Source organism: Pseudomonas sp. Irchel s3b2, from assembly GCF_900187445.1.
Lineage (GTDB): Bacteria > Pseudomonadota > Gammaproteobacteria > Pseudomonadales > Pseudomonadaceae > Aquipseudomonas.
Genome location: NZ_FYEB01000003.1, coordinates 258235 through 282681 on the forward strand (window position 1 = coordinate 258235; position 24447 = coordinate 282681).

21 protein-coding genes and 2 tRNA genes are annotated in these 24447 nt (G+C 59.7%); 19 read left to right on the forward strand and 4 right to left on the reverse strand.

Annotated elements, in window-relative coordinates; translation table 11 throughout:
* Nucleotides 1-33: 33 nt before the first annotated feature.
* Nucleotides 34-1140 carry a tRNA epoxyqueuosine(34) reductase QueG gene (gene queG, locus CKW20_RS10695; RefSeq protein ID WP_095052880.1) on the reverse strand — a complete coding sequence of 369 codons (1107 nt, stop codon included), beginning with the start codon at nucleotides 1138-1140 and terminating at the stop codon, nucleotides 34-36.
* Between the two features lie 63 nt (nucleotides 1141-1203).
* Here queG and CKW20_RS10700 point away from each other — a divergent pair, with 63 nt between their 5' ends.
* The 9 genes from CKW20_RS10700 to hflC all read left to right on the forward strand — a co-directional run bounded on the left by CKW20_RS10700 (nucleotide 1204) and on the right by hflC (nucleotide 11279).
* On the forward strand, nucleotides 1204-2703 hold the full coding sequence (locus tag CKW20_RS10700; RefSeq protein ID WP_095052881.1) for an NAD(P)H-hydrate dehydratase: 1500 nt from the start codon (nucleotides 1204-1206) through the stop codon (nucleotides 2701-2703).
* On the forward strand, nucleotides 2691-3161 hold the full coding sequence (gene tsaE, locus CKW20_RS10705) for a tRNA (adenosine(37)-N6)-threonylcarbamoyltransferase complex ATPase subunit type 1 TsaE (RefSeq protein WP_095052882.1): 471 nt from the start codon (nucleotides 2691-2693) through the stop codon (nucleotides 3159-3161). Before CKW20_RS10700 ends, tsaE begins: the two co-directional genes overlap by 13 nt.
* On the forward strand, nucleotides 3162-4592 hold the full coding sequence (locus tag CKW20_RS10710; protein WP_030128335.1) for an N-acetylmuramoyl-L-alanine amidase: 1431 nt from the start codon (nucleotides 3162-3164) through the stop codon (nucleotides 4590-4592). It begins immediately after the preceding gene.
* The gene (mutL, locus tag CKW20_RS10715; protein ID WP_095052883.1) at nucleotides 4589-6499 is read left to right on the forward strand and encodes a DNA mismatch repair endonuclease MutL; all 1911 of its coding nucleotides are present in this window, start codon (nucleotides 4589-4591) and stop codon (nucleotides 6497-6499) included. The genes CKW20_RS10710 and mutL overlap by 4 nt, the downstream gene beginning before the upstream one ends.
* Nucleotides 6499-7470: a tRNA (adenosine(37)-N6)-dimethylallyltransferase MiaA gene (gene miaA, locus CKW20_RS10720; protein ID WP_095052884.1), complete on the forward strand. Its 972-nt coding sequence runs from the start codon at nucleotides 6499-6501 to the stop codon at nucleotides 7468-7470. Before mutL ends, miaA begins: the two co-directional genes overlap by 1 nt.
* A 96-nt stretch (nucleotides 7471-7566) precedes the next feature.
* Nucleotides 7567-7827 carry an RNA chaperone Hfq gene (gene hfq, locus CKW20_RS10725; RefSeq protein WP_007902656.1) on the forward strand — a complete coding sequence of 87 codons (261 nt, stop codon included), beginning with the start codon at nucleotides 7567-7569 and terminating at the stop codon, nucleotides 7825-7827.
* Between the two features lie 12 nt (nucleotides 7828-7839).
* Nucleotides 7840-9141 carry a ribosome rescue GTPase HflX gene (hflX, locus tag CKW20_RS10730; protein ID WP_095052885.1) on the forward strand — a complete coding sequence of 434 codons (1302 nt, stop codon included), beginning with the start codon at nucleotides 7840-7842 and terminating at the stop codon, nucleotides 9139-9141.
* A 96-nt stretch (nucleotides 9142-9237) separates the two neighbouring features.
* Nucleotides 9238-10410, forward strand: coding sequence for an FtsH protease activity modulator HflK (gene hflK / locus CKW20_RS10735; protein WP_038978711.1), 1173 nt, complete (start codon nucleotides 9238-9240; stop codon nucleotides 10408-10410).
* Nucleotides 10410-11279 carry a protease modulator HflC gene (hflC, locus tag CKW20_RS10740; RefSeq protein ID WP_095052886.1) on the forward strand — a complete coding sequence of 290 codons (870 nt, stop codon included), beginning with the start codon at nucleotides 10410-10412 and terminating at the stop codon, nucleotides 11277-11279. Before hflK ends, hflC begins: the two co-directional genes overlap by 1 nt.
* A gap of 7 nt (nucleotides 11280-11286) precedes the next feature.
* Here the strand turns inward: hflC and CKW20_RS29030 are convergent, their stop codons facing one another.
* Nucleotides 11287-11541 (reverse strand): hypothetical protein, encoded by a 255-nt coding sequence (locus tag CKW20_RS29030; protein WP_141228934.1) that lies wholly within the window; start codon nucleotides 11539-11541, stop codon nucleotides 11287-11289.
* 49 nt (nucleotides 11542-11590) lie between these two features.
* On the opposite strand from CKW20_RS29030, the gene CKW20_RS10745 reads away from it, so the two are divergent.
* The 3 genes from CKW20_RS10745 to CKW20_RS10755 all read left to right on the forward strand — a co-directional run bounded on the left by CKW20_RS10745 (nucleotide 11591) and on the right by CKW20_RS10755 (nucleotide 16195).
* Nucleotides 11591-12778: an ATP phosphoribosyltransferase regulatory subunit gene (locus CKW20_RS10745; RefSeq protein WP_038978713.1), complete on the forward strand. Its 1188-nt coding sequence runs from the start codon at nucleotides 11591-11593 to the stop codon at nucleotides 12776-12778.
* A 54-nt stretch (nucleotides 12779-12832) separates the two neighbouring features.
* Nucleotides 12833-14122 (forward strand): adenylosuccinate synthase, encoded by a 1290-nt coding sequence (locus CKW20_RS10750; protein WP_095052887.1) that lies wholly within the window; start codon nucleotides 12833-12835, stop codon nucleotides 14120-14122.
* Between the two features lie 138 nt (nucleotides 14123-14260).
* On the forward strand, nucleotides 14261-16195 hold the full coding sequence (locus CKW20_RS10755) for a methyl-accepting chemotaxis protein (protein ID WP_095052888.1): 1935 nt from the start codon (nucleotides 14261-14263) through the stop codon (nucleotides 16193-16195).
* A gap of 220 nt (nucleotides 16196-16415) precedes the next feature.
* Here the strand turns inward: CKW20_RS10755 and CKW20_RS10760 are convergent.
* Both CKW20_RS10760 and CKW20_RS10765 read right to left on the reverse strand, forming a co-directional pair.
* Nucleotides 16416-16502, reverse strand: a tRNA-Leu gene (locus tag CKW20_RS10760).
* Between the two features lie 165 nt (nucleotides 16503-16667).
* Nucleotides 16668-16754, reverse strand: a tRNA-Leu gene (locus tag CKW20_RS10765).
* Between the two features lie 226 nt (nucleotides 16755-16980).
* Here CKW20_RS10765 and rnr point away from each other — a divergent pair.
* The 7 genes from rnr (at nucleotide 16981) to dnaB (ending at nucleotide 24268) form a co-directional block, all read left to right on the forward strand.
* On the forward strand, nucleotides 16981-19611 hold the full coding sequence (gene rnr / locus CKW20_RS10770) for a ribonuclease R (protein ID WP_095052889.1): 2631 nt from the start codon (nucleotides 16981-16983) through the stop codon (nucleotides 19609-19611).
* Nucleotides 19608-20375, forward strand: coding sequence for a 23S rRNA (guanosine(2251)-2'-O)-methyltransferase RlmB (gene rlmB / locus CKW20_RS10775; RefSeq protein ID WP_018928494.1), 768 nt, complete (start codon nucleotides 19608-19610; stop codon nucleotides 20373-20375). Before rnr ends, rlmB begins: the two co-directional genes overlap by 4 nt.
* A gap of 298 nt (nucleotides 20376-20673) precedes the next feature.
* Nucleotides 20674-21096 (forward strand): 30S ribosomal protein S6, encoded by a 423-nt coding sequence (rpsF, locus tag CKW20_RS10780; protein WP_095052890.1) that lies wholly within the window; start codon nucleotides 20674-20676, stop codon nucleotides 21094-21096.
* Between the two features lie 28 nt (nucleotides 21097-21124).
* Nucleotides 21125-21355, forward strand: a complete 231-nt coding sequence (gene rpsR, locus CKW20_RS10785) for a 30S ribosomal protein S18 (protein WP_002551829.1) — start codon at nucleotides 21125-21127, stop codon at nucleotides 21353-21355.
* Between the two features lie 36 nt (nucleotides 21356-21391).
* Complete coding sequence (locus tag CKW20_RS10790) at nucleotides 21392-22285, forward strand: hypothetical protein (RefSeq protein ID WP_008009810.1); 894 nt, start codon at nucleotides 21392-21394, stop codon at nucleotides 22283-22285.
* 19 nt (nucleotides 22286-22304) lie between these two features.
* A complete protein-coding gene (gene rplI, locus CKW20_RS10795; RefSeq protein ID WP_008035347.1) occupies nucleotides 22305-22751 on the forward strand; it encodes a 50S ribosomal protein L9 in 447 nt (148 codons plus the stop codon).
* Nucleotides 22752-22873: 122 nt separating this feature from the next.
* Nucleotides 22874-24268, forward strand: coding sequence for a replicative DNA helicase (gene dnaB / locus CKW20_RS10800; RefSeq protein ID WP_007902695.1), 1395 nt, complete (start codon nucleotides 22874-22876; stop codon nucleotides 24266-24268).
* Nucleotides 24269-24447: the final 179 nt, after the last annotated feature.

Below are 24447 nucleotides of genomic sequence, written 5' to 3' on the forward strand. Positions count from 1 at the left end.
GACTTGAAGCCGCCTTCGCTGGCAAGCCAGCTCCTACGTATGCCGTGAACGACGCGAACCCGTAGGAGCCGGCTTTCCGGCGAGGCCGTGTTGTTTGAGGGCCCATTCCACGTGTTCTCGGACCAGTTCTGACGGGTATTCGCGCCGTGCCTTCAACGCTTCCAGCACCGGAATACTCGACGGCGCATTACCCAGGCCGACCGCCAGATTGCGCAACCAGCGCTCGTAACCCGCGCGTCTGAGCGGTGAGCCCTCGGTACTGCTGAGGAATTTTTCTTCGTCCCACATGAACAGTTCGGCCAGTTCGGCATTGTCGAGGTTGTGCCGCGGTTTGAAATCGCTTTCGCCGGAAGGCCGGGCGAAGCGGTTCCACGGGCAGACGATCTGGCAGTCATCGCAACCGAATACCCGATTGCCGATCAATGGCCGCAAATCTTCGGGGATAGCACTTTTCAGTTCGATGGTCAGATACGAAATGCAGCGTCGGGCGTCCAGCACATACGGGCCGACAAAGGCATTGGTCGGGCAAATGTCCAGACAGGCGGTGCAGCGGCCGCAGTGTTCCGTGGTGTGCGGCGGGTCGACCGGCAGCGGCAGGTCGACAAACAGTTCGCTGAGGAAGAAGTAACTGCCGGCCTTGCGATTCAGGACCAGCGTATTTTTGCCGATCCAGCCCAGGCCAGCCTGTTCGGCGATGGCTTTTTCCAGCACCGGGGCGCTGTCGACAAAGGCGCGGTAGCCGAAAGGGCCGATGACCGCCTGAATTTTTTCCGCCAGTTGCTGCACGCGTTTACGGATCAATTTGTGGTAATCGCGGCCCAAGGCATAACGTGAGACGTAGGCTTTTTCCGGTTCGGCCAGGCGTTTGGCCATTTCGGTGTCGCCCGGCAGGTAGTCCATGCGCAGGGAAACGACGCGAAGCGTGCCCGGCACCAGCTCTTCCGGGTGCGAGCGTTTGCTGCCGTGGGCGCCCATGTAGTCCATTTCGCCGTGGTAGCCGGCTTCGAGCCAGCGCTCCAGGTGCTGCTCATGCTCGGCCAGGTCGAGGCCGCTGATGCCGACTTGCTGAAAGCCCAGCTCGCGGCCCCAGTCCTTGATGGATTGGGCGAGGGCGGGCAGGTCTGTAGTAATAGCAGGCATGAGACGAGAGAAACCGGAGCTGAGGTGCGTATAATTCTGCCAGACATCGGAGCCTGTAGACGCATGCCGCACACTAAAGATGAATTACCCGACGCGCTGTATAGCGCCGCGCAGGTCCGAGGACTTGATGCGGGCCTGATCGCGGCCGGCACACCGGGCTTCGAATTGATGCAGCGTGCGGCACGGGCGACCTGGCGTGCGCTGGTCCGTCATTGGCCGACAGCGCGCGAATTGAGCGTGGTGGCCGGCCATGGCAATAATGCCGGCGACGGTTACCTGGTGGCTGTGTTAGCCCGACGGGCGGGCTGGCATGTTCGGGTGCTGGCCGCCGGTGATCCCGGTCATTTGCAGGGCGATGCCGCGTCAGCCCATGCCGAGGCGGTAGCCGAAGGCGTTGCCATTCAAGGCTGGAGCGCACAAGCAGAATTGCGTGGCATTGTGCTGGATGCCTTGCTCGGCACTGGCCTGAGCGGTGAAGTGCGCGAGCCATACGCCAGTGTCATCGCCGCGATCAACGCCAGAGGGCTACCGGTTGCGGCGGTGGATATCCCCTCGGGGCTGTGTGCCGATAGAGGTCGCATACTCGGCGTTGCGGTCCGGGCTGACCTGACAGTGACATTCATCGGTTTGAAACTGGGTCTGTTCACCGGTGACGCTGCGGATGTGGTTGGCGATTTGGTATTCAATGATCTGCAAGCCGCCCCCGAGACATTTATCGGGGCCACGGTCAGTGCGCGTCGCCTGACAGCCGGCAATGTGCCGCGTCTGACCGGTCGCGCTCCAACTTCCCACAAAGGAAAATTTGGCCAAGTATTGCTGATTGGTGGTGATCGCGGTTTTGGCGGCGCCATTCTGCTCGGTGCACAAAGTGCCCTGCGCAGCGGTGCCGGCATGGTGTCCGTGGCCACTCGTAACGAGCATGTTCCAGCCGCCCTGGCGCGATTGCCGGAAGCCATGGTGCTCGGCGTTTCGTCGGCCAATCAATTAATGGGCTTGCTTGAGAAGGCTACGGTGCTGGTCGTCGGTCCGGGGCTGGGCCAGGCCGCCTGGGGGCGCAGTCTGTTGTCGGCTGCGGCCAATGCGCCGCTGCCGCAAGTCTGGGACGCCGATGCGTTGAACCTGTTGACCGAAGGTCATGTGAACTTGCCCTTGGGTTGTGTCATCACGCCGCATCCTGGGGAAGCGGCGCGATTACTGGGGATTTCGACAGCCGACGTTCAGGCCGACCGTCCGGCCACTGCCCATGCATTGAGCAAAAGATATACAGCAGTGGTGGTTCTCAAGGGCGCCGGCAGTTTGATCGCCAGCCCCGACGGGCGCCTGGCGCTGTGTCATCAGGGCCATCCGGCCATGGCATCCGCCGGTTTGGGCGACGTGCTGGCCGGTCTGGTCGGTGCCTTACTCGCTCAGGGCATGGATGCGTATGACGCGGCATGCCTGGCGGTCTGGCTGCACGCCAATGCCGGTGCGCAACAAGGTAAATTCGGCCGCGGGCTGGCGGCCAGTGATCTGATTTCAGCCATTCGTCAGTTGTTGGAGGAGCAAGCACCGTGTCTGAAGTAACCCTGTACCTGGCTGATGAAGAGGCGATGACCGCGTTTGGTGCGCGCATCGCACAAACCACTGAAGGGCACGGTCTGATTTTTCTTGAGGGGGATCTGGGGGCGGGGAAAACCACGCTGTCCCGGGGCATCATCCGAGGCTTGGGGCACACCGGAGCGGTAAAAAGTCCGACCTTCACCCTGGTCGAGCCTTACGAGATCGGCGACATCCGTGCCTTCCATTTCGACCTCTATCGTCTGGTCGATCCGGAGGAGCTGGAGTACCTCGGCATCCGCGACTATTTCGAAGACGACGCATTGTGCCTGATCGAATGGCCCCGCAATGGTGCAGGCTTTTTGCCAAAGCCCGACCTGACCATTACCATTAGCCCGCAAGACAGCGGGCGTTCGCTGAAAATTTTGCCCCAAGGCTCGCGTGGCGAGTCGTGGTGTGCCGCTTTGGCATTGGAATCCAATTAAATGATGGGGTTAGGTATGCGCTTTCGCGCGTTGGTTGCTGCCGTAGGATTGTTGTTTTTGGCGGTGACCGTCGACGCTGTGGCCGAGACGAAGGTCAACAGTGTTCGCCTGTGGCGGGCGCCGGATAACACGCGACTGGTGTTTGACCTGACAGGGGCTGTCCAGCACAGCGTCTTTACCCTGACCGCCCCGGATCGGCTGGTGATCGACATTAATGGCGCGACCCTCGGTGCGCCGCTGAACGTCAACACCTCGAACACCCCGATCACCGCCATGCGCTCGGCTCAGCGCACGCCGACCGACCTGCGGGTGGTTATCGACCTGAAAAAGGCCGTGACGCCGAAAAGCTTCTCCCTGGCCCCCAACGCCCAGTACGGTAACCGCCTGGTGGTCGATCTGTTCGATAACCCGGCTGACGCAGCGCCTCCTCCGGCGCCGACGCCTTCGGTCGCAACGGTTCCGGCGGTGCCGGTCACGCCTGTCGAACCGGCGATCAAGCTGCCACCCGCTCCGGCTGGCAAGCGCGACATCATCGTGGTAATCGATGCCGGTCACGGCGGCGAAGACCCGGGCGCCTCAGGCTCTCGCGGGCAGCGTGAGAAAGACGTGGTGCTGGCCATCGCCCGTGAACTACAGCGTCAGGTCAATGGCATGAAAGGCTTCCGCGCCGAACTGACGCGTACCGGCGACTACTTCATTCCGTTGCGCGGCCGTACCGAAATCGCCCGCAAAAAGGGCGCCGACCTGTTCGTTTCGATCCACGCCGACGCCGCGCCTTCGGCTGCTGCGTTCGGTGCGTCGGTGTTCGCTCTGTCCGACCGCGGCGCTACGTCGGAGACCGCCCGTTGGCTGGCCGACAGCGAAAACCGTTCTGACTTGATCGGTGGTGCCGGCAACGTCAGCCTCGACGACAAAGACCGCATGCTGGCCGGTGTGCTGCTCGATCTGTCGATGACCGCTTCCCTGACCTCCAGCCTGAACGTCGGCCAGAAGGTCTTGAGCAACATCGGTCGCGTCACGCCGCTGCACAAACAGCGCGTGGAGCAAGCCGGATTCATGGTGTTGAAGTCGCCGGATATCCCGTCGATCCTGGTGGAAACCGGGTTTATCTCCAACGCCAACGAAGCCTCGAAACTCGCGGCATCGAGCCACCAGCAAGCGCTGGCGCGCTCCATCAGCAGCGGCGTGCGGCAGTTCTTCCAGCAGAATCCACCGCCGGGCACCTACATTGCCTGGCTGCGCGATTCCGGCAAGATCGCCCAAGGCCCGCGTGACCATCGCGTGAACCCCGGCGAAACCCTGGCGATGATCGCCGTGCGCTATCAGGTGTCGCCGGCCACCTTGCGCAGCGCCAACAACCTGGCAAATGATGAGCTCAAAGTCGGTCAACATCTGACCATTCCCGGCACTGAACTGGCGGCCAAAGAATGAACCAGGTGCTGACCAACACGGCGCGCATCGAGCTGCTCAGCCCGCGGCTGGCGAACCAGATTGCCGCCGGTGAGGTGGTTGAACGCCCGGCCTCGGTGATCAAGGAGTTGCTGGAAAACAGCCTCGACTCCGGCGCCAGACGCATCGATGTCGATGTGGAGCAGGGCGGTGTCAAGCTGCTGCGGGTGCGCGACGATGGCAGCGGCATTTCTGCCGATGACCTGCCCCTGGCCCTGGCCCGTCACGCCACCAGCAAGATTCGCAACCTGGAAGATCTTGAACAGGTGATGAGCCTGGGGTTTCGCGGTGAGGCGCTGGCGTCCATCAGCTCTGTCGCCCGCCTGACTCTCACGTCCCGCACTCGCGATGCCGATCAGGCCTGGCAAGTGGAAACCGAAGGCCGGGACATGGCGCCGCGCGTGCAACCGGCGGCCCATCCGGTGGGGACTTCGGTGGAAGTGCGAGATTTGTTTTTCAATACCCCGGCGCGCCGCAAGTTTCTCAAGACCGAAAAAACCGAATTCGATCACCTGCAAGAAGTGATCAAGCGTCTGGCGCTGGCGCGGTTCGATGTGGCGTTCCATCTGCGCCACAACGGCAAAACCATCCTCAGCCTGCACGAAGCCCATGATGATGCGGCCCGCGCCCGGCGTGTGGCGGCGATCTGCGGGGCGGGTTTTCTGGAGCAAGCGCTGCCGATCGAAATCGAGCGCAATGGTTTGCACTTGTGGGGCTGGGTCGGGTTGCCGACCTTCAACCGCAGCCAGGCAGACTTGCAATACTTCTTTGTGAATGGCCGCGCCGTGCGCGACAAACTGGTAGCCCACGCGGTGCGCCAGGCTTATCGCGACGTGCTGTTCAACGGTCGGCACCCGACGTTCGTACTGTTTTTCGAAGTCGATCCGGCGGGCGTTGACGTCAACGTGCACCCGACCAAGCACGAAGTGCGCTTCCGTGACGGGCGCATGGTTCATGACTTCCTCTATGGCACCTTGCACCGTGCCCTCGGCGATGTGCGGCCGGAGGATCAATTGGCCGCGCCTGTCGCGACGGCCATTGTCCGGCCAACCGGGCTAGACGCCGGTGAGTTCGGTCCGCAGGGCGAAATGCGGCTGGCGGCCAATGCGTTGCTGGAGCAGCCTCAGGCCCAACCGTCCTTTAACACCTCGGCGGGCTCGGGCGCGGGTGCCGGTTATCAGTATCAATACACGCCGCGGCCTCAGTCCGGTGTACCCGTCGCCGAAGCCCAGGCGGCCTACCGCGAGTTTTTCGCGCCACTGCCCGAGGCCAACGCGGTCGCGCTGCCGGCCGGGCAGGACGATATTCCGCCGCTGGGCTACGCACTGGCGCAGCTCAAGGGCATCTATATTCTTTCGGAAAACGCCCAGGGCCTGGTGCTGGTGGACATGCACGCCGCCCACGAGCGGATCATGTACGAACGCCTGAAAATTGCCATGGCCAGCGAAGGCTTGAGTGGTCAACCGCTGTTGGTGCCAGAGTCCTTGGCGGTCAGTCAGCGCGAAGCCGATTGCGCTGAAGAGCATGTCGCCTGGTTCCAGCGATTGGGCTTTGAATTACAGCGCCTTGGCCCGGAATCTCTGGCGATCCGGCAAATCCCCGCGTTGCTGAAACAGGCTGAAGCCAATCGACTGGTCAGCGACGTTCTGGCGGATTTGATGGAATACGGCACCAGCGACCGGATTCAGGCACACCTGAACGAACTGCTCGGCACTATGGCCTGCCATGGCGCGATTCGCGCGAATCGGCGTCTGGCGCTGCCGGAAATGAACGGTCTGCTGCGGGACATGGAAAACACCGAACGCAGCGGTCAATGCAACCATGGCCGGCCGACCTGGACCCAATTGGGCCTGGACGATCTGGACAAACTGTTTTTGCGCGGTCGTTGATGAGCCAGTTCCCTCCTGCGATTTTCCTGATGGGGCCGACAGCTGCCGGCAAGACCGACCTGGCCATCGAACTCACCAAGGTCCTGCCCTGCGAGCTGATCAGCGTCGATTCGGCGCTGGTTTACCGTGGCATGGACATTGGCACCGCCAAGCCTTCCAAAGAGTTGTTGGCGGAATTTCCGCATCGCTTGATCGATATTCTCGACCCGGCCGAAAGTTATTCGGCTGCGGATTTTCGTCGTGATGCGCTTGAGGCCATGGCCGAGATCACCGCACGGGGCAAAATTCCGCTGCTGGTAGGCGGCACAATGCTCTACTACAAGGCTTTGCTCGAAGGTCTGGCCGACATGCCGGCGGCCGATCCGGGCGTGCGCGCGCAAATCGAAGAAGAGGCTGCACGCCTCGGCTGGCAAGCCCTGCACGATCAATTGGCGGTCATCGATCCGCAATCCGCAGCGCGAATTCATCCGAACGATCCACAGCGCCTCAGTCGAGCGCTGGAAGTTTATCGCGTCAGTGGTCAGAGCATGACTGAGCTACGCTTGCGACAATCTGCGCAAAGTACTGAAGCAGCCGCTTCGGGACTGCAACAATTGCCCTATACTGTCGCGAACTTGGCTATCGCCCCGGCAAATCGCCAGGTACTGCACGAGCGTATTAAACAAAGATTCACAAATATGTTGGAACAGGGATTCATCGACGAGGTCGTAGCCCTGCGAGATAGAGGTGACCTGCATTCGGGGATGCCGTCTATACGTGCTGTAGGCTATCGACAAGTCTGGGATTACCTGGATGGCAAGCTGACGCAAGCCGAGATGCAGGAGCGTGGAATCATTGCCACGCGCCAATTGGCAAAGCGCCAGTTCACCTGGCTACGCAGTTGGGCTGATTTACACTGGCTGGACAGCCTCGATTGCGACAATCTGCCGCGCGCCTTGAAATACCTCGGGACCATCTCCATATTGAGCTGAGTCCTTGCAATTGCCGTCTATCCTTGGGGGTGTGACGGCCCAAGCCATCTGTTTTTACCTATTTTTTTATATTGAATCCTTAAAGGAGTGCGGCACATGTCAAAAGGGCATTCGCTACAAGACCCTTACTTGAATACTTTACGTAAAGAGAAAGTGGGGGTTTCCATCTACCTGGTCAACGGGATCAAACTGCAAGGCACGATCGAGTCTTTCGACCAGTTCGTCATTCTGCTGAAAAACACCGTTAGCCAAATGGTTTACAAACACGCTATCTCTACAGTGGTGCCGGTTCGTCCAATTCGTCTGCCTAGCGCAACCGAATCCGAAGCCGGTGACGCTGAGCCAGGTAACGCCTGATAGGAGTCTCCTTTGTTCTTTGAGCGCCACGGTGGTGGTGAACGAGCCATTCTCGTTCACTTGGATGGTCAGGACCCTGAGGCGCGCGAAGATCCGCAGGAGTTTCAGGAGTTGGCAATGTCGGCTGGCGCCGAGACCGTCGCGTTTTTTAACGTGCCGCGTCATCGGCCAACCGCCAAAACCCTGATTAGCAGTGGCAAGGTCGAAGAGTTACGCGACCTGGTCAGCGCCGAACAGGTCGATCTGGTGATTTTCAATCACATCCTCACGCCCAGTCAGGAACGTAACCTCGAACGTATTTTCGAGTGTCGCGTGATTGACCGCACGGGGTTGATTCTCGATATCTTCGCCCAACGCGCCCGCACCCATGAAGGCAAGCTCCAGGTTGAACTGGCCCAGCTTGAACACATGAGTACGCGGCTGGTTCGTGGCTGGACTCACCTTGAGCGGCAGAAGGGCGGTATCGGTCTGCGCGGCCCGGGTGAAACCCAGCTGGAAACCGACCGGCGCCTGTTGCGGGTTCGCCTGCGGCAGATCAAGGGGCGCCTGGAAAAGGTCCGCAGCCAGCGCGAGCAATCTCGTCGCGGGCGCAAACGTGCTGACATCCCGACGGTTTCACTGGTGGGTTATACCAACGCCGGCAAATCGACGCTGTTCAACTCGGTCACTGATTCCGACGTCTTCGCCGCCGACCAGTTATTCGCTACCCTCGACCCGACCTTGCGCCGACTCGAACTCGACGACCTCGGGCCGATCGTGCTGGCCGACACCGTGGGCTTCATTCGCCATTTGCCGCACAAACTGGTCGAGGCATTTCGGGCTACGCTCGAAGAGTCGAGCAACTCCGACCTGCTGCTGCACGTGATCGATGCGCATGAGCCTGAGCGCATGGCCCAGATTGAACAGGTCATGGTGGTGCTGGGGGAGATCGGGGCACAAGACTTGCCGATCCTTGAGGTATACAACAAACTCGATTTGCTCGAGGGTGTTGAGCCGCAGATCCAGCGCGATGCCGATGGCAAACCGCAACGGGTCTGGTTGTCGGCCAAGGACGGTAGCGGCCTGGACCTGCTCAAGCAGGCTGTGGCCGAACTGTTAGGCAGTGATTTGTTTGTTGGCACCTTGCGCTTGCCGCAACGTTTTGCTCGACTGCGTGCGCAGTTTTTCGAACTCGGTGCGGTGCAAAAAGAAGAACACGACGAAGAAGGCATCAGCTTGCTGGCCGTTCGCTTGCCACGGATCGAACTGAATCGACTCGTGAGCCGCGAAGGTCTGCAACCGATGGAATTCATCGAGCAACACACTTTGCAATAAAAGCCTGAGAAAGCGGTTGTGCCGTGGTGACAGGCATTCTGTAGCATTGGTCGGCGCGCCGTGGGTGCGTCTTTGCTTTATCAGATGGAGAGCGCTATGGCTTGGAATGAGCCGGGTGGCAACTCGAATAATCAGGATCCTTGGGGTGGCAAGCGCCGCAATAACGGCGACCGCAAGGGACCACCGGATCTCGACGAGGCCTTCCGAAAGCTGCAGGAAAGCCTGAACGGGTTGTTCGGTGGTGGTAAAAAACGCGGTGACGAGGGCGGCGGTTCGGGCAAGAGTGGCGGCTTCGGCGGCCTGCTCGGCATCGGCCTGGTCGTGCTGGCGGCTGTGTGGCTGTACAGCGCTGTCTACGTGGTCGACGAGCAGGAGCAAGCCGTAGTGCTGCGCTTCGGCAAATACTATGAAACCGTCGGCCCGGGCCTGAACATCTATTTCCCGCCGATCGATCGCAAGTACATGGAAAACGTCACGCGTGAGCGTGCCTATACCAAGCAGGGTCAAATGCTGACTGAAGACGAAAACATCGTCGAAGTGCCGCTGACCGTGCAGTACAAGATCAGCAACCTGCAGGACTTCGTGCTGAACGTCGATCAGCCGGAAATCAGCCTGCAGCATGCGACCGACAGTGCCTTGCGTCACGTGGTGGGTTCTACCGCCATGGATCAGGTGCTGACCGAAGGTCGTGAATTGATGGCCAGCGAAATCAAGGAACGTCTGCAACGCTTCCTCGATACCTATCGCACCGGTATCACCGTCACCCAGGTCAACGTACAGAGCGCAGCTGCACCGCGTGAAGTTCAGGAAGCCTTCGACGACGTGATCCGCGCCCGTGAAGACGAGCAGCGTTCGCGCAACCAGGCTGAAACCTACGCCAACGGCGTCGTGCCGGAAGCCCGTGGTCAGGCCCAGCGCATCCTCGAGGATGCCAATGGTTACCGCGACGAGACCGTCTCCCGCGCCAAGGGTGAGGCAGATCGCTTCACCAAGCTGGTGGCCGAATACCGCAAGGCCCCTGAAGTCACCCGCCAGCGTCTGTATCTGGACACCATGCAGGAAATCTTCAGCAACACCAGCAAGGTTCTCGTGACCGGCAACAAGGATGGCCAGAACAATCTGCTGTACTTGCCGCTGGACAAGATGATCGACAGTGGTCGTAGCCCCGGCGCTCCGGTGACCGGCGCAGCAGCCAGCAGCAATGAAGTGAATGCGCGTGCGGCAGCTGATCTGCAGCAACAGCAAGCACGTACCAGGGAGAGTCGCTGATGAGCAATAAATCGCTGATCGCCCTTATTATCGGCGTCGTCGTGGCGATCGTTGCCTGGAACTGCTTCTACATCGTGGCTCAGACCGAGCGCGCGGTGATGCTGCAGTTCGGTCGCGTGGTCCAGACCGATGTTCAGCCGGGCCTGCACATGAAAGTGCCTTACGTGAACAAGGTGCGCAAATTCGACGCGCGCCTGATGACACTGGATGCACCGACACAACGCTTTCTGACGCTGGAAAAGAAAGCCGTGATGGTCGATGCCTACGCCAAGTGGCGCGTGAAAGATGCCGAACGCTTCTATACCGCAACTTCCGGCCTCAAGCAGATTGCCGACGAGCGTCTTTCCCGTCGTCTGGAATCGGGCCTGCGTGACCAGTTCGGTAAGCGCACCTTGCACGAAGTGGTGTCCGGTGAGCGTGATGCGCTGATGGCAGACATTACCGCTTCGCTGAACAAGATGGCGGAAAAAGAGCTGGGCATCGAAGTTGTCGATGTTCGGGTCAAAACCATCGACCTGCCGAAGGAAGTGAACCGCAGCGTGTTCGAGCGTATGAGCACCGAGCGTGAGCGTGAAGCTCGCGAGCACCGCGCCAAGGGTAACGAGCTGGCCGAAGGCATCCGTGCCGACGCCGACCGTCAACGCCGCGTGCTGCTGGCTGAAGCCTATCGTGAATCCGAAGAGGTTCGCGGTGACGGTGATGCCCAGGCTGCTGCGATCTACTCCAAGGCATACGGTCAGGATCAGGAGTTCTACGCGTTCTACCGTAGCCTGCGTGCCTACCGTGAAAGCTTCGCGAACAAATCCGACGTCATGGTCCTGGACCCGGGCAGCGACTTCTTCCGTTACCTGGAAAAAGCCAAGCCTTGATGCGACGTTAACCTGAACCATCCCGCCGGGCGGCTAAAATCTCCGGCGGGGTGATCCTTTGGGAAAACGTGTGTATGATGCGGCAGCCGGGAAATTCCCGGCTTTTTTGCGTCTGCACGTTCGATTGCTGTTTTATGCAGGCGCCCGAGTTGAATGACTCGACAGGTTTTTCGAGGAAAGTGGTTGGCGAAGCCGATTCAGGCTTTTCGCTCCGTTGTTCATGCGCGTGGTTTGCACATGGACCGATCATTTTCTGCTTCACTCAAGGCTCGCCCAAAGGCTTGTCGCCCGGATCATAGGGGAATGGCGTAATGGCAACGGTAGACCGCTGGCTGCTGCCAGATGGCATCGAAGAAGTACTGCCACCAGAAGCTGCGCGCATCGAAGTAGCGCGTCGCCAGGTGTTGGATCTGTTCCAGAGCTGGGGTTACGAGTTTGTCGTGACTCCCCATATCGAGTACCTGGAATCCCTGCTGACCGGCGCAGGTTCGGACCTCGATCTGCGTACCTTCAAGGTCATCGACCCGCAGTCGGGCCGGCAGATGGGTTTCCGTGCCGACATCACGCCGCAAGTGGCGCGCATCGATGCGCATACCCTGCGTCGCGAAGGTCCAAGTCGTCTGTGCTATGCCGGTAGCGTGTTGCATGCTCAGCCGCGTGCCTTGTCGTCCTCACGCAGCCCGATTCAACTGGGTGCCGAGTTGTACGGCGATGCCAGCCCGAGCAGCGACGTGGAGGTCATCAGCTTGATGCTGGCCATGCTGCAGCTGGCCGATGTGCCGGATGTACACATGGACCTCGGCCATGTCGGCATCTACCGCGGCCTGGCCCGCGCCGCCGGTTTGTCCGGCGAAGTCGAGCAACAGTTGTTCGATGCGTTGCAACGTAAAGCCATCGACGAGGTCATTACCTTGACCGAAGGCCTGCCTGCCGATCTGTCGGGCATGCTGCGAGCGCTGGTCGACCTGTGTGGCGGCCGTGAAGTGTTGAGCGCAGCGCGTGAGCGTCTGGCCAATGCGCCGGCGCCCGTGCTGGCGGCCCTGGACGATTTGCTGGCGATTGCCGAGCGTCTGTCCACGCGTTTCCCGGAATTACCGCTGTATTTCGACCTGGGCGAGTTGCGCGGCTACCACTATCACACAGGTGTAGTGTTCGCCGTGTTCGTCCCGGGTGTTGGCCAGTCCATTGCACAGGGCGGTCGTTACGACGACATCGGCGCCGATTTCGGTCGTGCCCGTCCGGCAACTGGTTTCTCTACCGATTTGAAAACCCTGGTGACCCTGGGGCGTGCTGAAGTCGAGCTACCGTCTGGCGGTATCTGGATGCCTGACAGTACGGATGCAGCACTCTGGCAGCAGGTTTGCCAGTTGCGCAGTGAGGGTCAGCGTGTCGTTCAGGCATTGCCTGGGCAGCTTTTGGCCGCCGCCCGTGAAGCGGACTGCGACCGGCAATTGATTCAGCAGAACGGGCTTTGGCAAGTATTGCCGCTGGCTTCTTGAGTTTTCCTGCCGGCCGCCGCCGGCACCAAGTTTGCGCGAATGAGGACAAGTGTTATGGGTAAGAATGTCGTAGTCCTGGGCACCCAATGGGGTGATGAGGGCAAAGGCAAGATCGTTGATCTGCTGACCGAACATGCTGCCGCCGTAGTGCGCTACCAAGGTGGCCACAATGCTGGTCACACCCTGGTGATCAACGGCGAAAAAACCGTCTTGCACCTGATCCCGTCGGGCGTGCTGCGCGAAGGCGTGCAGTGCCTGATCGGCAACGGTGTGGTGGTTGCACCCGACGCCCTGCTGCGGGAAATCATCAAGCTGGAAGAGAAAGGTGTACCGGTGCGCGAGCGCCTGCGTATCAGTCCGTCCTGCCCGTTGATCCTGTCCTACCACGTAGCGCTGGACCAGGCCCGTGAAAAGGCCCGTGGCGAGCTGAAGATCGGCACCACCGGTCGCGGCATCGGCCCGGCTTACGAAGACAAGGTTGCCCGTCGCGGTCTGCGCGTAGGCGATCTGCTCAACATGCCACGCTTTGAAGCCAAGCTGCGTGAACTGGTGGAATACCACAACTTCATGTTGGTCGGTTTCTACAAAGAGCCAGCCATCGACTTCGACAAGACCCTGGCCGAGTGCAAAGAATACGCTGAACTGCTCAAGCCGCTGATGCTGGACGTGACTGCCGAGCTGCACGAGCTGCGTCGTGCTGGCAAAGACATCATGTTCGAAGGCGCCCAAGGTTCGTTGCTGGACATCGACCACGGCACCTACCCGTACGTGACCAGCTCTAACACCACCGCTGGCGGCGTTGCTACCGGTTCGGGCGTTGGTCCTATGTTTCTGGACTACATCCTGGGTATCACCAAGGCTTACACCACACGTGTAGGTTCGGGTCCATTCCCGACTGAGTTGTTCGACGAAGTCGGTGCGCACCTGGCTAAACAAGGTCACGAGTTCGGCGCGACTACTGGTCGTGCTCGTCGTTGTGGCTGGTTTGACGCCGTTATCCTGCGTCGCGCTATCGATGTGAACAGCATCTCGGGTATCTGCCTGACCAAGCTGGATGTACTCGACGGTCTGGAAACGATCAACATCTGCGTCGGCTACAAAGATGCAGAAGGTAAGGACGTTGCCCCGACTGACGCTGACAGCTACATAGGCCTGCAGCCGGTGTACGAAGAAGTGCTGGGCTGGACAGAGTCGACCGTGGGTGCCAAAGCCCTGGAAGAGCTGCCAGCTAACGCCCGTGCTTACATCAAGCGTGTTGAAGAGCTGATCGGTGCGCCGATCGACATTATTTCGACGGGCCCGGACCGCAACGAAACCATCGTTCTGCGTCATCCGTTCGCTTAATAAGTCGTTGATGTAAAACACAAAGGCCCCTTAATTGGGGCCTTTGTCGTTTATGCCTGTTGGACGGCATGACCTTTGCTGTGAATATCTCCTTCAGAGTGCCATCAATTTAATGGCGTTTAAGCAGAGGGATTTTCAGTGTCGGCCGTTCTCTCACTGTTACAAAGCCGTCTCTTACGGCCCGTATTCGTTACCCTTGGTATCGCCCTTTTGGTGCAGGTGCTGGTGGCTGTCGCTCTGACCCGGAGCACAGTGACTGCGCTGGAGGCTGATTTGGGTATGCGGCTGGACGCCGACAGCCAAAAGCTCTCTGGTGAGCTTGAGCAGGCGGGGCGTGAAGTCACGTCGAGCCTGGATAATCTATCTACCAGTACCCGTCAGCGCCTGACGGCCGGGCTGTCTTCGCGTCTGAAGGACGAGCAGGCACAACTGCGTACGACACTGGAAAAGGACCTGAAGGATTCGGCCAACGACATGGCGCAGCTTCTGGCCTCGGTCGCACCCCGCGCCATGTGGGACAGCGACATTCCCACCCTGTCCGAATTCGCTCGCCGTGCCCAGCGTAATCCCAATGTGTTGTTCGTGGTCTATGACGACGCCACGGGCCAGCACCTGACGCGCTACCTCAACCGGGAGAACCCGATCAACAAGGCGCTTCTGGAAAAAGGCCAGGGCGAGCGGGCGTTGGACAAGGTGCTGGATGCGGCGAAGAGCGATCCGTCGGTCTACTACCTTGAAGCCTCGATCAACCCCAATGGGGTGGAGATCGGCAAAGTTTTGATGGGCGTCTCAACCGCCTCGGTGGAAACCGATCTGGCGGCACTGGACAAGCGCTTCTCGGCGCTGATCGCCAGCAGCGATCAATTGGTGGGCGACAGCCTCAAAGGCGCGGCAGCTGATAGCGCAGCGGCGATGCGCGGGCGTCTGCAATCGGCGCAGTCCACCGCCACTGAAATGAAAGCCAATACCACCACTGCCGTTCAGGAGGCTGCCGGGACTTTGCGCTGGCGCATCGGCATGGGTCTGGCGGTGGTGGGTTTTGGTGTGCTGCTGTTGCTGGCGGTGGTGCTGGGTCGTCGAGTGGTCAATCGCTTGAAGCTGCTGATCGCCGCCATGGATGACTTGGCGGCAGGTGAGGGCGATCTGACCAAGCGTGTGCAGATCAACAGCCAGGATGAGATCGGCGACATGGCCTCGGCGGTCAATCGCTTTGTGGATAAGTTGCAACCGATCGTGCGTGAGGCGGGCGATGTGGCCCAGCGTACCGGTGTGGAGATCGGCGCCATGACCCTGCGCAATGCCGGTGCCGATGCCGCGGCGGGCATGCAGCGCGATGAAGTGGCCGAAAGCTTGCGTGCGTTGTCGCAAATGGCTGACGAAGCTCAGTCTGAAAGCCACGCCATGCAGGCCGCCTTGCAGCAGGTGGTGGGCATTCGTCAGGCCACGGATGAAAACACTCGGACCTCGGCGAAAGTCGGCAGCCTGATCGAGGCGTTGGCCGGACAGGTCGACACCGGCGCGAAAGTCATCGAGCGCCTGGCACAGCAGAGTGAGCAGATTGAAGTGGTGTTGACGGTGATTCACGGGATTGCCGAGCAAACCAACTTGCTGGCGTTGAACGCGGCCATTGAGGCGGCGCGTGCCGGCGAGACCGGTCGCGGGTTTGCCGTGGTGGCGGATGAGGTGCGGGCACTGGCGAGCAAGACTCAGAGCTCAACCGGCGACATCCAGGCCCATATCGTTGCATTGCAGCAGGGCGCGCGGGAGGCCGTCGCGGCAATCGGCCAGGCCGGGCGTCAGGCCAGCGAAGGTTTGTTGGTGTTGCGCGACAGTGCGCGGTTGCAGCAATCAGTGCAGGCGTCGGTCGAGCAGGTGCATGCGGCAATCGGTCTGGCGACCCAGGCCGCAGCGCATCAGGCGCAAGGTGCGCAGGCTGTGCGTGGGCGGGTTGAGACCATTCATGCTCAAGCTGAAAAGGCTGCTCAGGCGGTGGTGGAGACCACGGCCAGCGGTAAGGTGCTGGATGGCTTGGCGGCGCAGTTGAAGGCGAGCCTGGGGCAGTTCAGGGCTTAAGTTTTTCGTTTGCAGGTCTGGCGCCTTCGCGGGCAAGCCTCGCTCCTACAGGGCTTGTGTCGTGCGCAATTTCGCGACCGACACTAGCCCTGTAGGAGCGAGGCTTGCCCGCGAAGCTTTTCAGCGAGCGAGATAGCTTGATGTTTATGAAAGCCAGAAACGCAAAAACCCGCTTTCGCGGGTTTCTGTGAAATTCAAGATCGTGACCTTGAATTTGAATTGGTGCCCAGAAGAAGACTCGAACTTCCACGACCTTGCGGTCACCAGCACCTGAAGCTGGCGTGTCTACCAATTTCACCATCTGGGCATAATCTTCAGCGTTGCCGCTGTTGATGTGGCGCACTATACGGAGAGCAATTTGATCTGTAAACCCCTGATTTAATTTTAATAAACCGGAAGCCTGAAATGCAAAAACCCGCTTTCGCGGGTTTTTGTGTGAGCCTTGAAATTGATCTAATCTCAAGCTCGAAATTGGTGCCCAGAAGAAGACTCGAACTTCCACGACCTTGCGGTCACCAGCACCTGAAGCTGGCGTGTCTACCAATTTCACCATCTGGGCAGTATCGGCAGCGCGTCTGCGTCGTCGATGGCGCGCACTATACGGAGCGTCTTTTTAACTGTAAACCCCCGACATCGAAAAAACCTGGAAAATTTCTCCAGTGGTATTCAAATCGGCTTTTCGATGTCGATAAAAGGCTTTAGATGGGCTGTCATAGCCTGAAATTTCCCGTTTCATTACGCCTATGCCAAACTAACCCGCATATAGACAAGGTGAAAACTCTCTAATGGCCGATTGGCAGTCCCTCGATCCCGAGGCCGCTCGTGAAGCGGAAAAATATGAAAACCCTATTCCTAGCCGTGAACTGATCCTTCAGCACCTTGCTGATCGAGGTTCGCCTGCTAACCGCGAGCAGCTGGTCGAAGAGTTTGGTCTGACCACAGAAGACCAGATCGAAGCCCTGCGCCGCCGCCTGCGCGCCATGGAGCGCGACGCTCAACTCATCTATACCCGTCGCGGCACTTATGCGCCGGTGGACAAGCTCGACCTGATCCTGGGCCGCATCAGCGGTCACCGTGACGGCTTCGGCTTCCTGGTCCCGGACGACGGCAGTGACGACCTGTTCATGAGCCCGGCGCAAATGCGTTTGGTGTTCGATGGCGACCGTGCCTTGGCGCGTGTTTCCGGCCTCGACCGTCGCGGTCGCCGCGAAGGCATGATCGTCGAAGTGGTGTCCCGTGCCCACGAGACCATTGTCGGTCGCTATTTCGAAGAGGGCGGTATCGGTTTCGTCGTCGCGGACAATCCGAAGATCCAGCAAGAAGTGCTGGTGACGCCGGGCCGCAACGCCAACGCCCAGCTCGGCCAGTTCGTCGAAGTGAAGATCACTCACTGGCCGACGCCACGCTTCCAGCCGCAAGGCGATGTGGTCGAAGTCGTGGGTAACTACATGGCGCCGGGCATGGAAATCGATGTCGCCCTGCGCACCTACGATATTCCTCACGTCTGGCCTGAAGCGGTGCTCAAGGAAGCTGCCAAACTCAAGCCTGAAGTCGAAGAGAAGGACAAAGAGAAGCGCATCGACCTGCGCCATCTGCCGTTCGTGACCATCGACGGCGAAGATGCGCGCGACTTCGATGACGCGGTCTACTGCGAAGCCAAGCCGGGCAAGCTGCGCCTGTTCTCCGGTGGCTGGAAGTTGTACGTGGCGATCGCCGACGTTTCCAGCTACGTGAAAATCGGTTCGGCACTGGATAACGAATCGCAGGTTCGTGGCAACTCGGTGTACTTCCCCGAGCGCGTCGTGCCGATGCTGCCTGAGCAGTTGTCCAACGGCCTGTGCTCGCTGAACCCGCACGTCGATCGCCTGGCCATGGTCTGCGAGATGACCATCTCCAAATCCGGCGAGATGACTGACTATTGCTTCTACGAAGCGGTGATTCACTCCCACGCTCGCCTGACCTACAACAAGGTCAGCGCGATGCTCGAAACGCCGAAAGCCACCGAGGGGCGCAAGCTGCGTGGCGAGTACACCGATGTCGTACCGCATCTGAAGCAGCTGTATTCGCTGTACAAGGTTCTGCTGGCGGCCCGTCACGTTCGCGGCGCAATCGATTTCGAAACGCAGGAAACCCGGATCATCTTCGGTTCCGAGCGCAAGATTGCCGAAATCCGTCCGACCGTGCGCAACGATGCCCACAAGCTGATCGAGGAATGCATGCTGGCGGCCAACGTGGCCACCGCCGAATTCCTGAAAAAGCACGAAATTCCTGCGCTGTACCGCGTTCACGATGGTCCACCACCGGAGCGTCTGGAAAAACTGCGCGCCTTCCTTGGCGAGCTCGGCCTGTCCCTGCACAAAGGCAAGGATGGTCCGTCGCCGAAGGATTACCAGGCTTTGCTGGCAGGCATCAAGGACCGTCCGGATTTCCACCTGATCCAGACCGTCATGCTGCGTTCGTTGAGCCAGGCGGTGTACAGCGCTGATAACCAGGGCCACTTCGGCCTGAATTACGAAGCCTATACCCACTTCACTTCGCCGATTCGCCGCTACCCGGACTTGCTCACGCACCGGGCGATTCGCAGCGTCATCCATTCGAAAATGGACACCCCGCACGTTCGCCGTGCCGGCGCGATGATCATTCCGAAAGCGCGCATCTACCCGTACGACGAACCGACTCTGGAGCAGCTCGGCGAGCAGTGCTCGATGAGCGAGCGCCGTGCCGACGAAGCGACCCGCGACGTGGTGAACTGGCTCAAGTGTGAGTTCATGAAAGATCGCGTGGGCGAATCGTTCCCGGGTGTGATCACTGCCGTGACCGGTTTCGGCCTGTTCGTCGAACTGACCGACATCTACGTCGAAGGTCTGGTGCACGTCACCGCTCTGCCGGGCGATTACTATCACTTCGATCCTGTACACCACCGCCTCGCCGGTGAGCGTACCGGTCGCAGCTTCCGCCTTGGTGACACCGTTGAAGTTCGCGTCATGCGCGTCGACCTTGACGAGCGCAAGATTGACTTCGAGATGGCTGAGAAAACCATCAGCGCGCCGATCGGGCGCAAGAAGCGCGGAACCGAAACAGCCGCTCCAGCGGCTAAAACCGCCGCAGAACCGGCACCGGCGAAAACCGGTCGCCGTCCTGCCAAGGAAAAGGCTGTCGAAGCCTATCGTCCGAGCGATGCGGCGGCAAAAAATGCCGAGTTGCGCAAAAGTCGTGAACTGAAGCAGGCGTTGCTGTCTGAAGCGAAAAGCGGCGGTAAAGCGGTGTCTGGGGGAAAGACCGGGCGGTCGGCGCCTGACAAGGCCTCCGGCGGCAAGCCAGCAAAACCGAGCAAACATCGTAAAGGCCCGCCAAAAGCGGGTTCCGCTCCAGCTGCCAGAAGCGGCGGGGCGCGTAAACCTAAGGCCAAGTCATGAGTCAGTTGGAAAAGATCTACGGCGTGCATGCTGTGGAAGCATTGCTGCGTCACCACCCAAAACGCGTCAAGCAGATCTGGCTGGCTGAAGGCCGCAGTGATCCGCGGGTGCAGACGCTGATCGAACTCGCTGCCGAAAATCGCGTAGCGGTCGGTCAGGCTGAGCGTCGTGAGCTCGATGCGTGGGTAGAAGGCGTGCACCAGGGCGTGGTCGCGGACGTTAGTCCGAGTCAGGTCTGGGGCGAAGCGATGCTCGACGAATTGCTCGATCGTACTGAAGGCGCACCGCTGTTGCTGGTGCTCGACGGCGTGACCGATCCGCACAACCTCGGCGCTTGCCTGCGTTCGGCCGATGCGGCCGGCGCGCTGGCGGTGATCGTGCCAAAAGACAAGTCAGCCACGCTGACCCCGACGGTGCGTAAGGTCGCCTGCGGCGCGGCGGAAGTGATTCCGTTGGTGGCGGTGACCAATCTGGCGCGCACCCTGGAAAAACTCAAGCAGCGTGGCTTGTGGGTCGTCGGTACGGCGGGCGAGGCTGAGCAGGATCTGTATCAGCAAGACCTGACCGGCCCGACCATCCTGATCATGGGCGCGGAAGGCAGCGGAATGCGTCGCCTGACCCGCGATCTTTGCGACTACCTGGTGCGTCTGCCAATGGCGGGCAGTGTCAGCAGCCTCAACGTTTCCGTGGCAACCGGTGTTTGCTTGTTCGAAGCCCTGCGTCAGCGCGGTGTCAAAGCTGCCGGGACCGCCAAAAAGTCTTGATCCATCGCAGCAGCCTTGCTTCTGTAGGAGCGAGGCTCGCCCGCGAAGAACGATAACGCGGTATTCCTGAAAGATCGCGGAGCTCCGATCGCGGGCAAGCCTCGCTCCTACAGGGATGATGTGGTGGTTGTTCAAATAATCACCAATTGCCTTGCACCTCTCCTGTCCCTTCTTTACAATTGCGCCCCTTGCTGTGACGGCAGGCACGCATGTGTCTATCGCAAGCAAGTCCATAAGTGTCATTCACTCCTTGTCTGACCGCTTTTGAGCGGCAGGCTACAACCCGTAAGGAGCATTCATGCGTCATTACGAAATCATCTTTTTGGTCCACCCGGATCAAAGCGAGCAAGTCGGTGGCATGGTTGAGCGTTACACCAAGCTGATCGAAGAAGACGGCGGCAAAATCCACCGTCTGGAAGATTGGGGCCGTCGTCAACTGGCCTACGCAATCAACAATGTTCACAAGGCTCACTACGTGATGCTGAACGTTGAGTGCACTGGCAAGGCTCTGGCCGAGCTGGAAGACAACTTCCGCTACAACGATGCAGTGATCCGTAACCTGGTCATCCGTCGCGAAGAAGCCGTTACCGGCCAATCCGAGATGCTCAAGGCTGAAGAAAACCGCAGTGAGCGCCGTGAGCGTCGCGACCGTCCTGAGCACTCCGACGCCGATAGCGTTGATGGTGATGACAGCGACGCCAGCGATAACGCTGACGAGTAATCCACGGACCTTTTAAGGAGCCTATCAAATGGCACGTTTCTTCCGTCGTCGTAAATTCTGCCGCTTCACCGCTGAAGACGTGAAAGAGATCGATTACAAAGATCTCAACACTCTGAAAGCTTATGTATCCGAGACCGGCAAAATCGTTCCAAGCCGCATCACCGGTACCAAAGCTCGTTATCAGCGTCAGCTGGCCACCGCTATCAAGCGCGCCCGCTTCCTGGCCCTGCTGGCCTACACCGACAGCCACGGCCGCTGAGACCGGGCAGTCGACACGTAGCAAAGGATTGAATGCATGCGCGCCTTAGCTGAGTTCATCATGCGCGGCCGTATGCAGGCCACTCTGGTAGTGGCCGGATGCGCAACATTGCCGTTGTTGTATTGGTTGGGTGCTGCCGCCGGATGCCTTGTGCTCCTGCGGCGCGGATTGAAGGACGCCTTGGGCGTTCTTGCTCTGGGATTGCTGCCGGCATTGATCTGGTGGCTTTACTCCGACGACCCACGGGCACTTCTGGTGCTGTTGGGTTCTTCGAGCCTTGCGTTGGTTTTGCGCGCAAGTGAGTCCTGGAACCGCGTGCTGCTGGTCAGCATAGCGATGGGATTGGTGTTTTCAGTGGTGCTGGGGGTGGCTTTTGCGCCCCAGATCGAGATGCTGGCGCAGGCTTTGATAAAAGTCATGCCGTCGCTACTCGGTGATGTCTACCAGCAATTGTCGGTAGACGAGCAAGCGCGTTTCGCGTCCCTGATTGCACCGGTCCTGACCGGCCTGATTGCGGCTTTGTTGCAAATCGTCAGTGTGCTGAGCCTGATTGTCGGGCGCTACTGGCAGGCGTTGTTGTACAACCCGGGTGGTTTTGGTCGCGAGTTTCGCGCCATCCGAATCCCGCTTTTACCGGCGATGTTGCTGCTGGTGTTGATGCTTCTGGGGCCTAACTTAGGCTCGCAGATGGCCATGTTGACACCGTTGTGCAGCGTACCGCTGGTGTTCGCCGGGCTGGCCCTGATTCACGGGCTGGTGGCGCAAAAGCGACTGGCCAAGTTCTGGCTGGTGGGGTTGTACGTCACGCTGTTGCTGTTCATGCAGCTGATCTATCCGTTGCTGGTGGTCCTGGCCATCGTCGACAGCCTGATTGATTTTCGCGGTCGTTCGGCACCGAAAGATGCCGATAACGCGAACGGTGAAGGTTAAAAGTTAAGAGGATTTTCACATGCAACTGATCCTTCTGGAAAAAGTCACCAACCTGGGCAACCTGGGTGACAAAGTGAACGTTAAGGCTGGTTACGGTCGTAACTACCTGCTGCCTTACGGCAAAGCTACCGCTGCGACCCCAGCCAACTTGGCTGCGTTCGAAGAGCGTCGCGCTGAGCTGGAAAAAGCCGCAGCAGACCGTAAAACTTCGGCTGAAAGCCGTGCCGCCCAACTGGCTGAGCTGGAAGTGACTATCACTGCCACCGCTGGTGACGAAGGCAAGCTGTTCGGTTCGATCGGCACCCACGACATCGCTGATGCACTGACCGCCTCTGGCGTTGAAGTTGCAAAAAGCGAAGTTCGTCTGCCGAACGGCACCATCCGCAACGTAGGCGAATTCGACGTAGCCGTGCACCTGCACGCCGAAGTTGAAGCCACCGTACGCGTTGTCGTGGTAGCAGCTTAAGCAGCACTTGTCGGCTGGCACCCTCGGGTGCTTGCCGGTAACATCGGGCACGATCCTGTTTACAGGTCGTGCCCTTTGTCTTTCTGCAGTTCCTGATTTTCTACAACTAACTCCAAGTGGCCATGAACGATATCTCCGCTCCCGAGCAATACGATCTGCAAACCGCTGCCCTGAAGGTGCCGCCGCATTCCATCGAGGCCGAACAGGCCGTGCTCGGTGGTCTGATGCTGGACAACAACGCCTGGGAACGCGTGCTCGATCAAGTCTCCGACGGCGATTTCTATCGGCATGACCACCGCCTGATCTTCCGGGCCATCGCCAAGCTGGCGGACCAGAACTCCCCGATCGACGTCGTGACCCTTGCCGAGCAATTGGACAAGGAAGGTCAGACCTCGCAAGTCGGTGGCCTCGGTTACCTCGGCGAACTGGCGAAAAACACGCCATCCGTCGCCAACATCAAGGCCTATGCGCAAATCGTTCGTGCACGGGCGACGTTGCGGCAGTTGATTGGCATCGCCACCGAAATTGCCGACAGCGCCTTCAACCCGGAAGGCCGCACGGCGGAAGAAATTCTCGACGAAGCTGAGCGGCAAATCTTCCAGATCGCCGAGGCCCGGCCAAAAACCGGCGGCCCGGTGAGCGTGAATGACCTGCTGACCAAGGCTATCGACCGCATCGATACCTTGTTCAACACCGACAACGCCATCACCGGCTTGTCCACCGGTTACACCGACCTCGACGAGAAGACCAGCGGCTTGCAGCCTTCCGACCTGATCATCGTCGCCGGCCGTCCGTCCATGGGTAAAACCACCTTCGCGATGAACCTGGTGGAAAACGCCGTGTTGCGCAGCGACAAGTGCGTACTGGTTTACTCGCTGGAGATGCCAGGCGAATCGCTGATCATGCGTATGCTTTCGTCCCTTGGGCGTATCGACCAGACCAAGGTCCGGGCCGGTCGCCTGGACGACGACGATTGGCCACGTCTGACCTCGGCGGTCAACCTGCTGAACGATCGCAAGCTGTTCATCGACGACACGGCCGGTATCAGCCCGTCGGAGATGCGCGCGCGGACCCGGCGTCTGGTGCGTGAACACGGTGACATCGCCCTGATCATGATCGACTACCTGCAGTTGATGCAGATTCCAGGTTCCGGCGGCGACAACCGGACCAACGAGATTTCCGAGATCTCCCGTTCCTTGAAAGCCCTCGCCAAGGAATTCAACTGCCCGGTAGTGGCGCTGTCCCAGCTCAACCGCTCCCTGGAGCAACGACCGAACAAACGCCCGATCAACTCCGACTTGCGGGAATCCGGAGCGATCGAGCAGGATGCTGACGTGATCATGTTCGTGTACCGGGATGAGGTGTACCACCCGGAAACCGAGCATAAAGGCATCGCCGAGATCATCATCGGCAAACAGCGGAACGGCCCGATCGGCACGTCACGACTGGCGTTCATCGGTAAGTACACCCGCTTCGAAAATCTGGCGCCGGGCAGCTACAACTTCGACGACGAGTAAGTTATTCGTTGTCTGGTCGGGCCTCTTCGCGGGCAAGCCTCGCTCCTACGGGTTGCGCAGAACCTGTAGGAGCGAGGCTTGCCCGCGAATGGGGCGACACCAATTTCCGACCATAGCAGTCGGAATTGGTCAATTTTTGTGCTATATTCCGCGCCCGCGAAATTCAATGAAAGCCAACA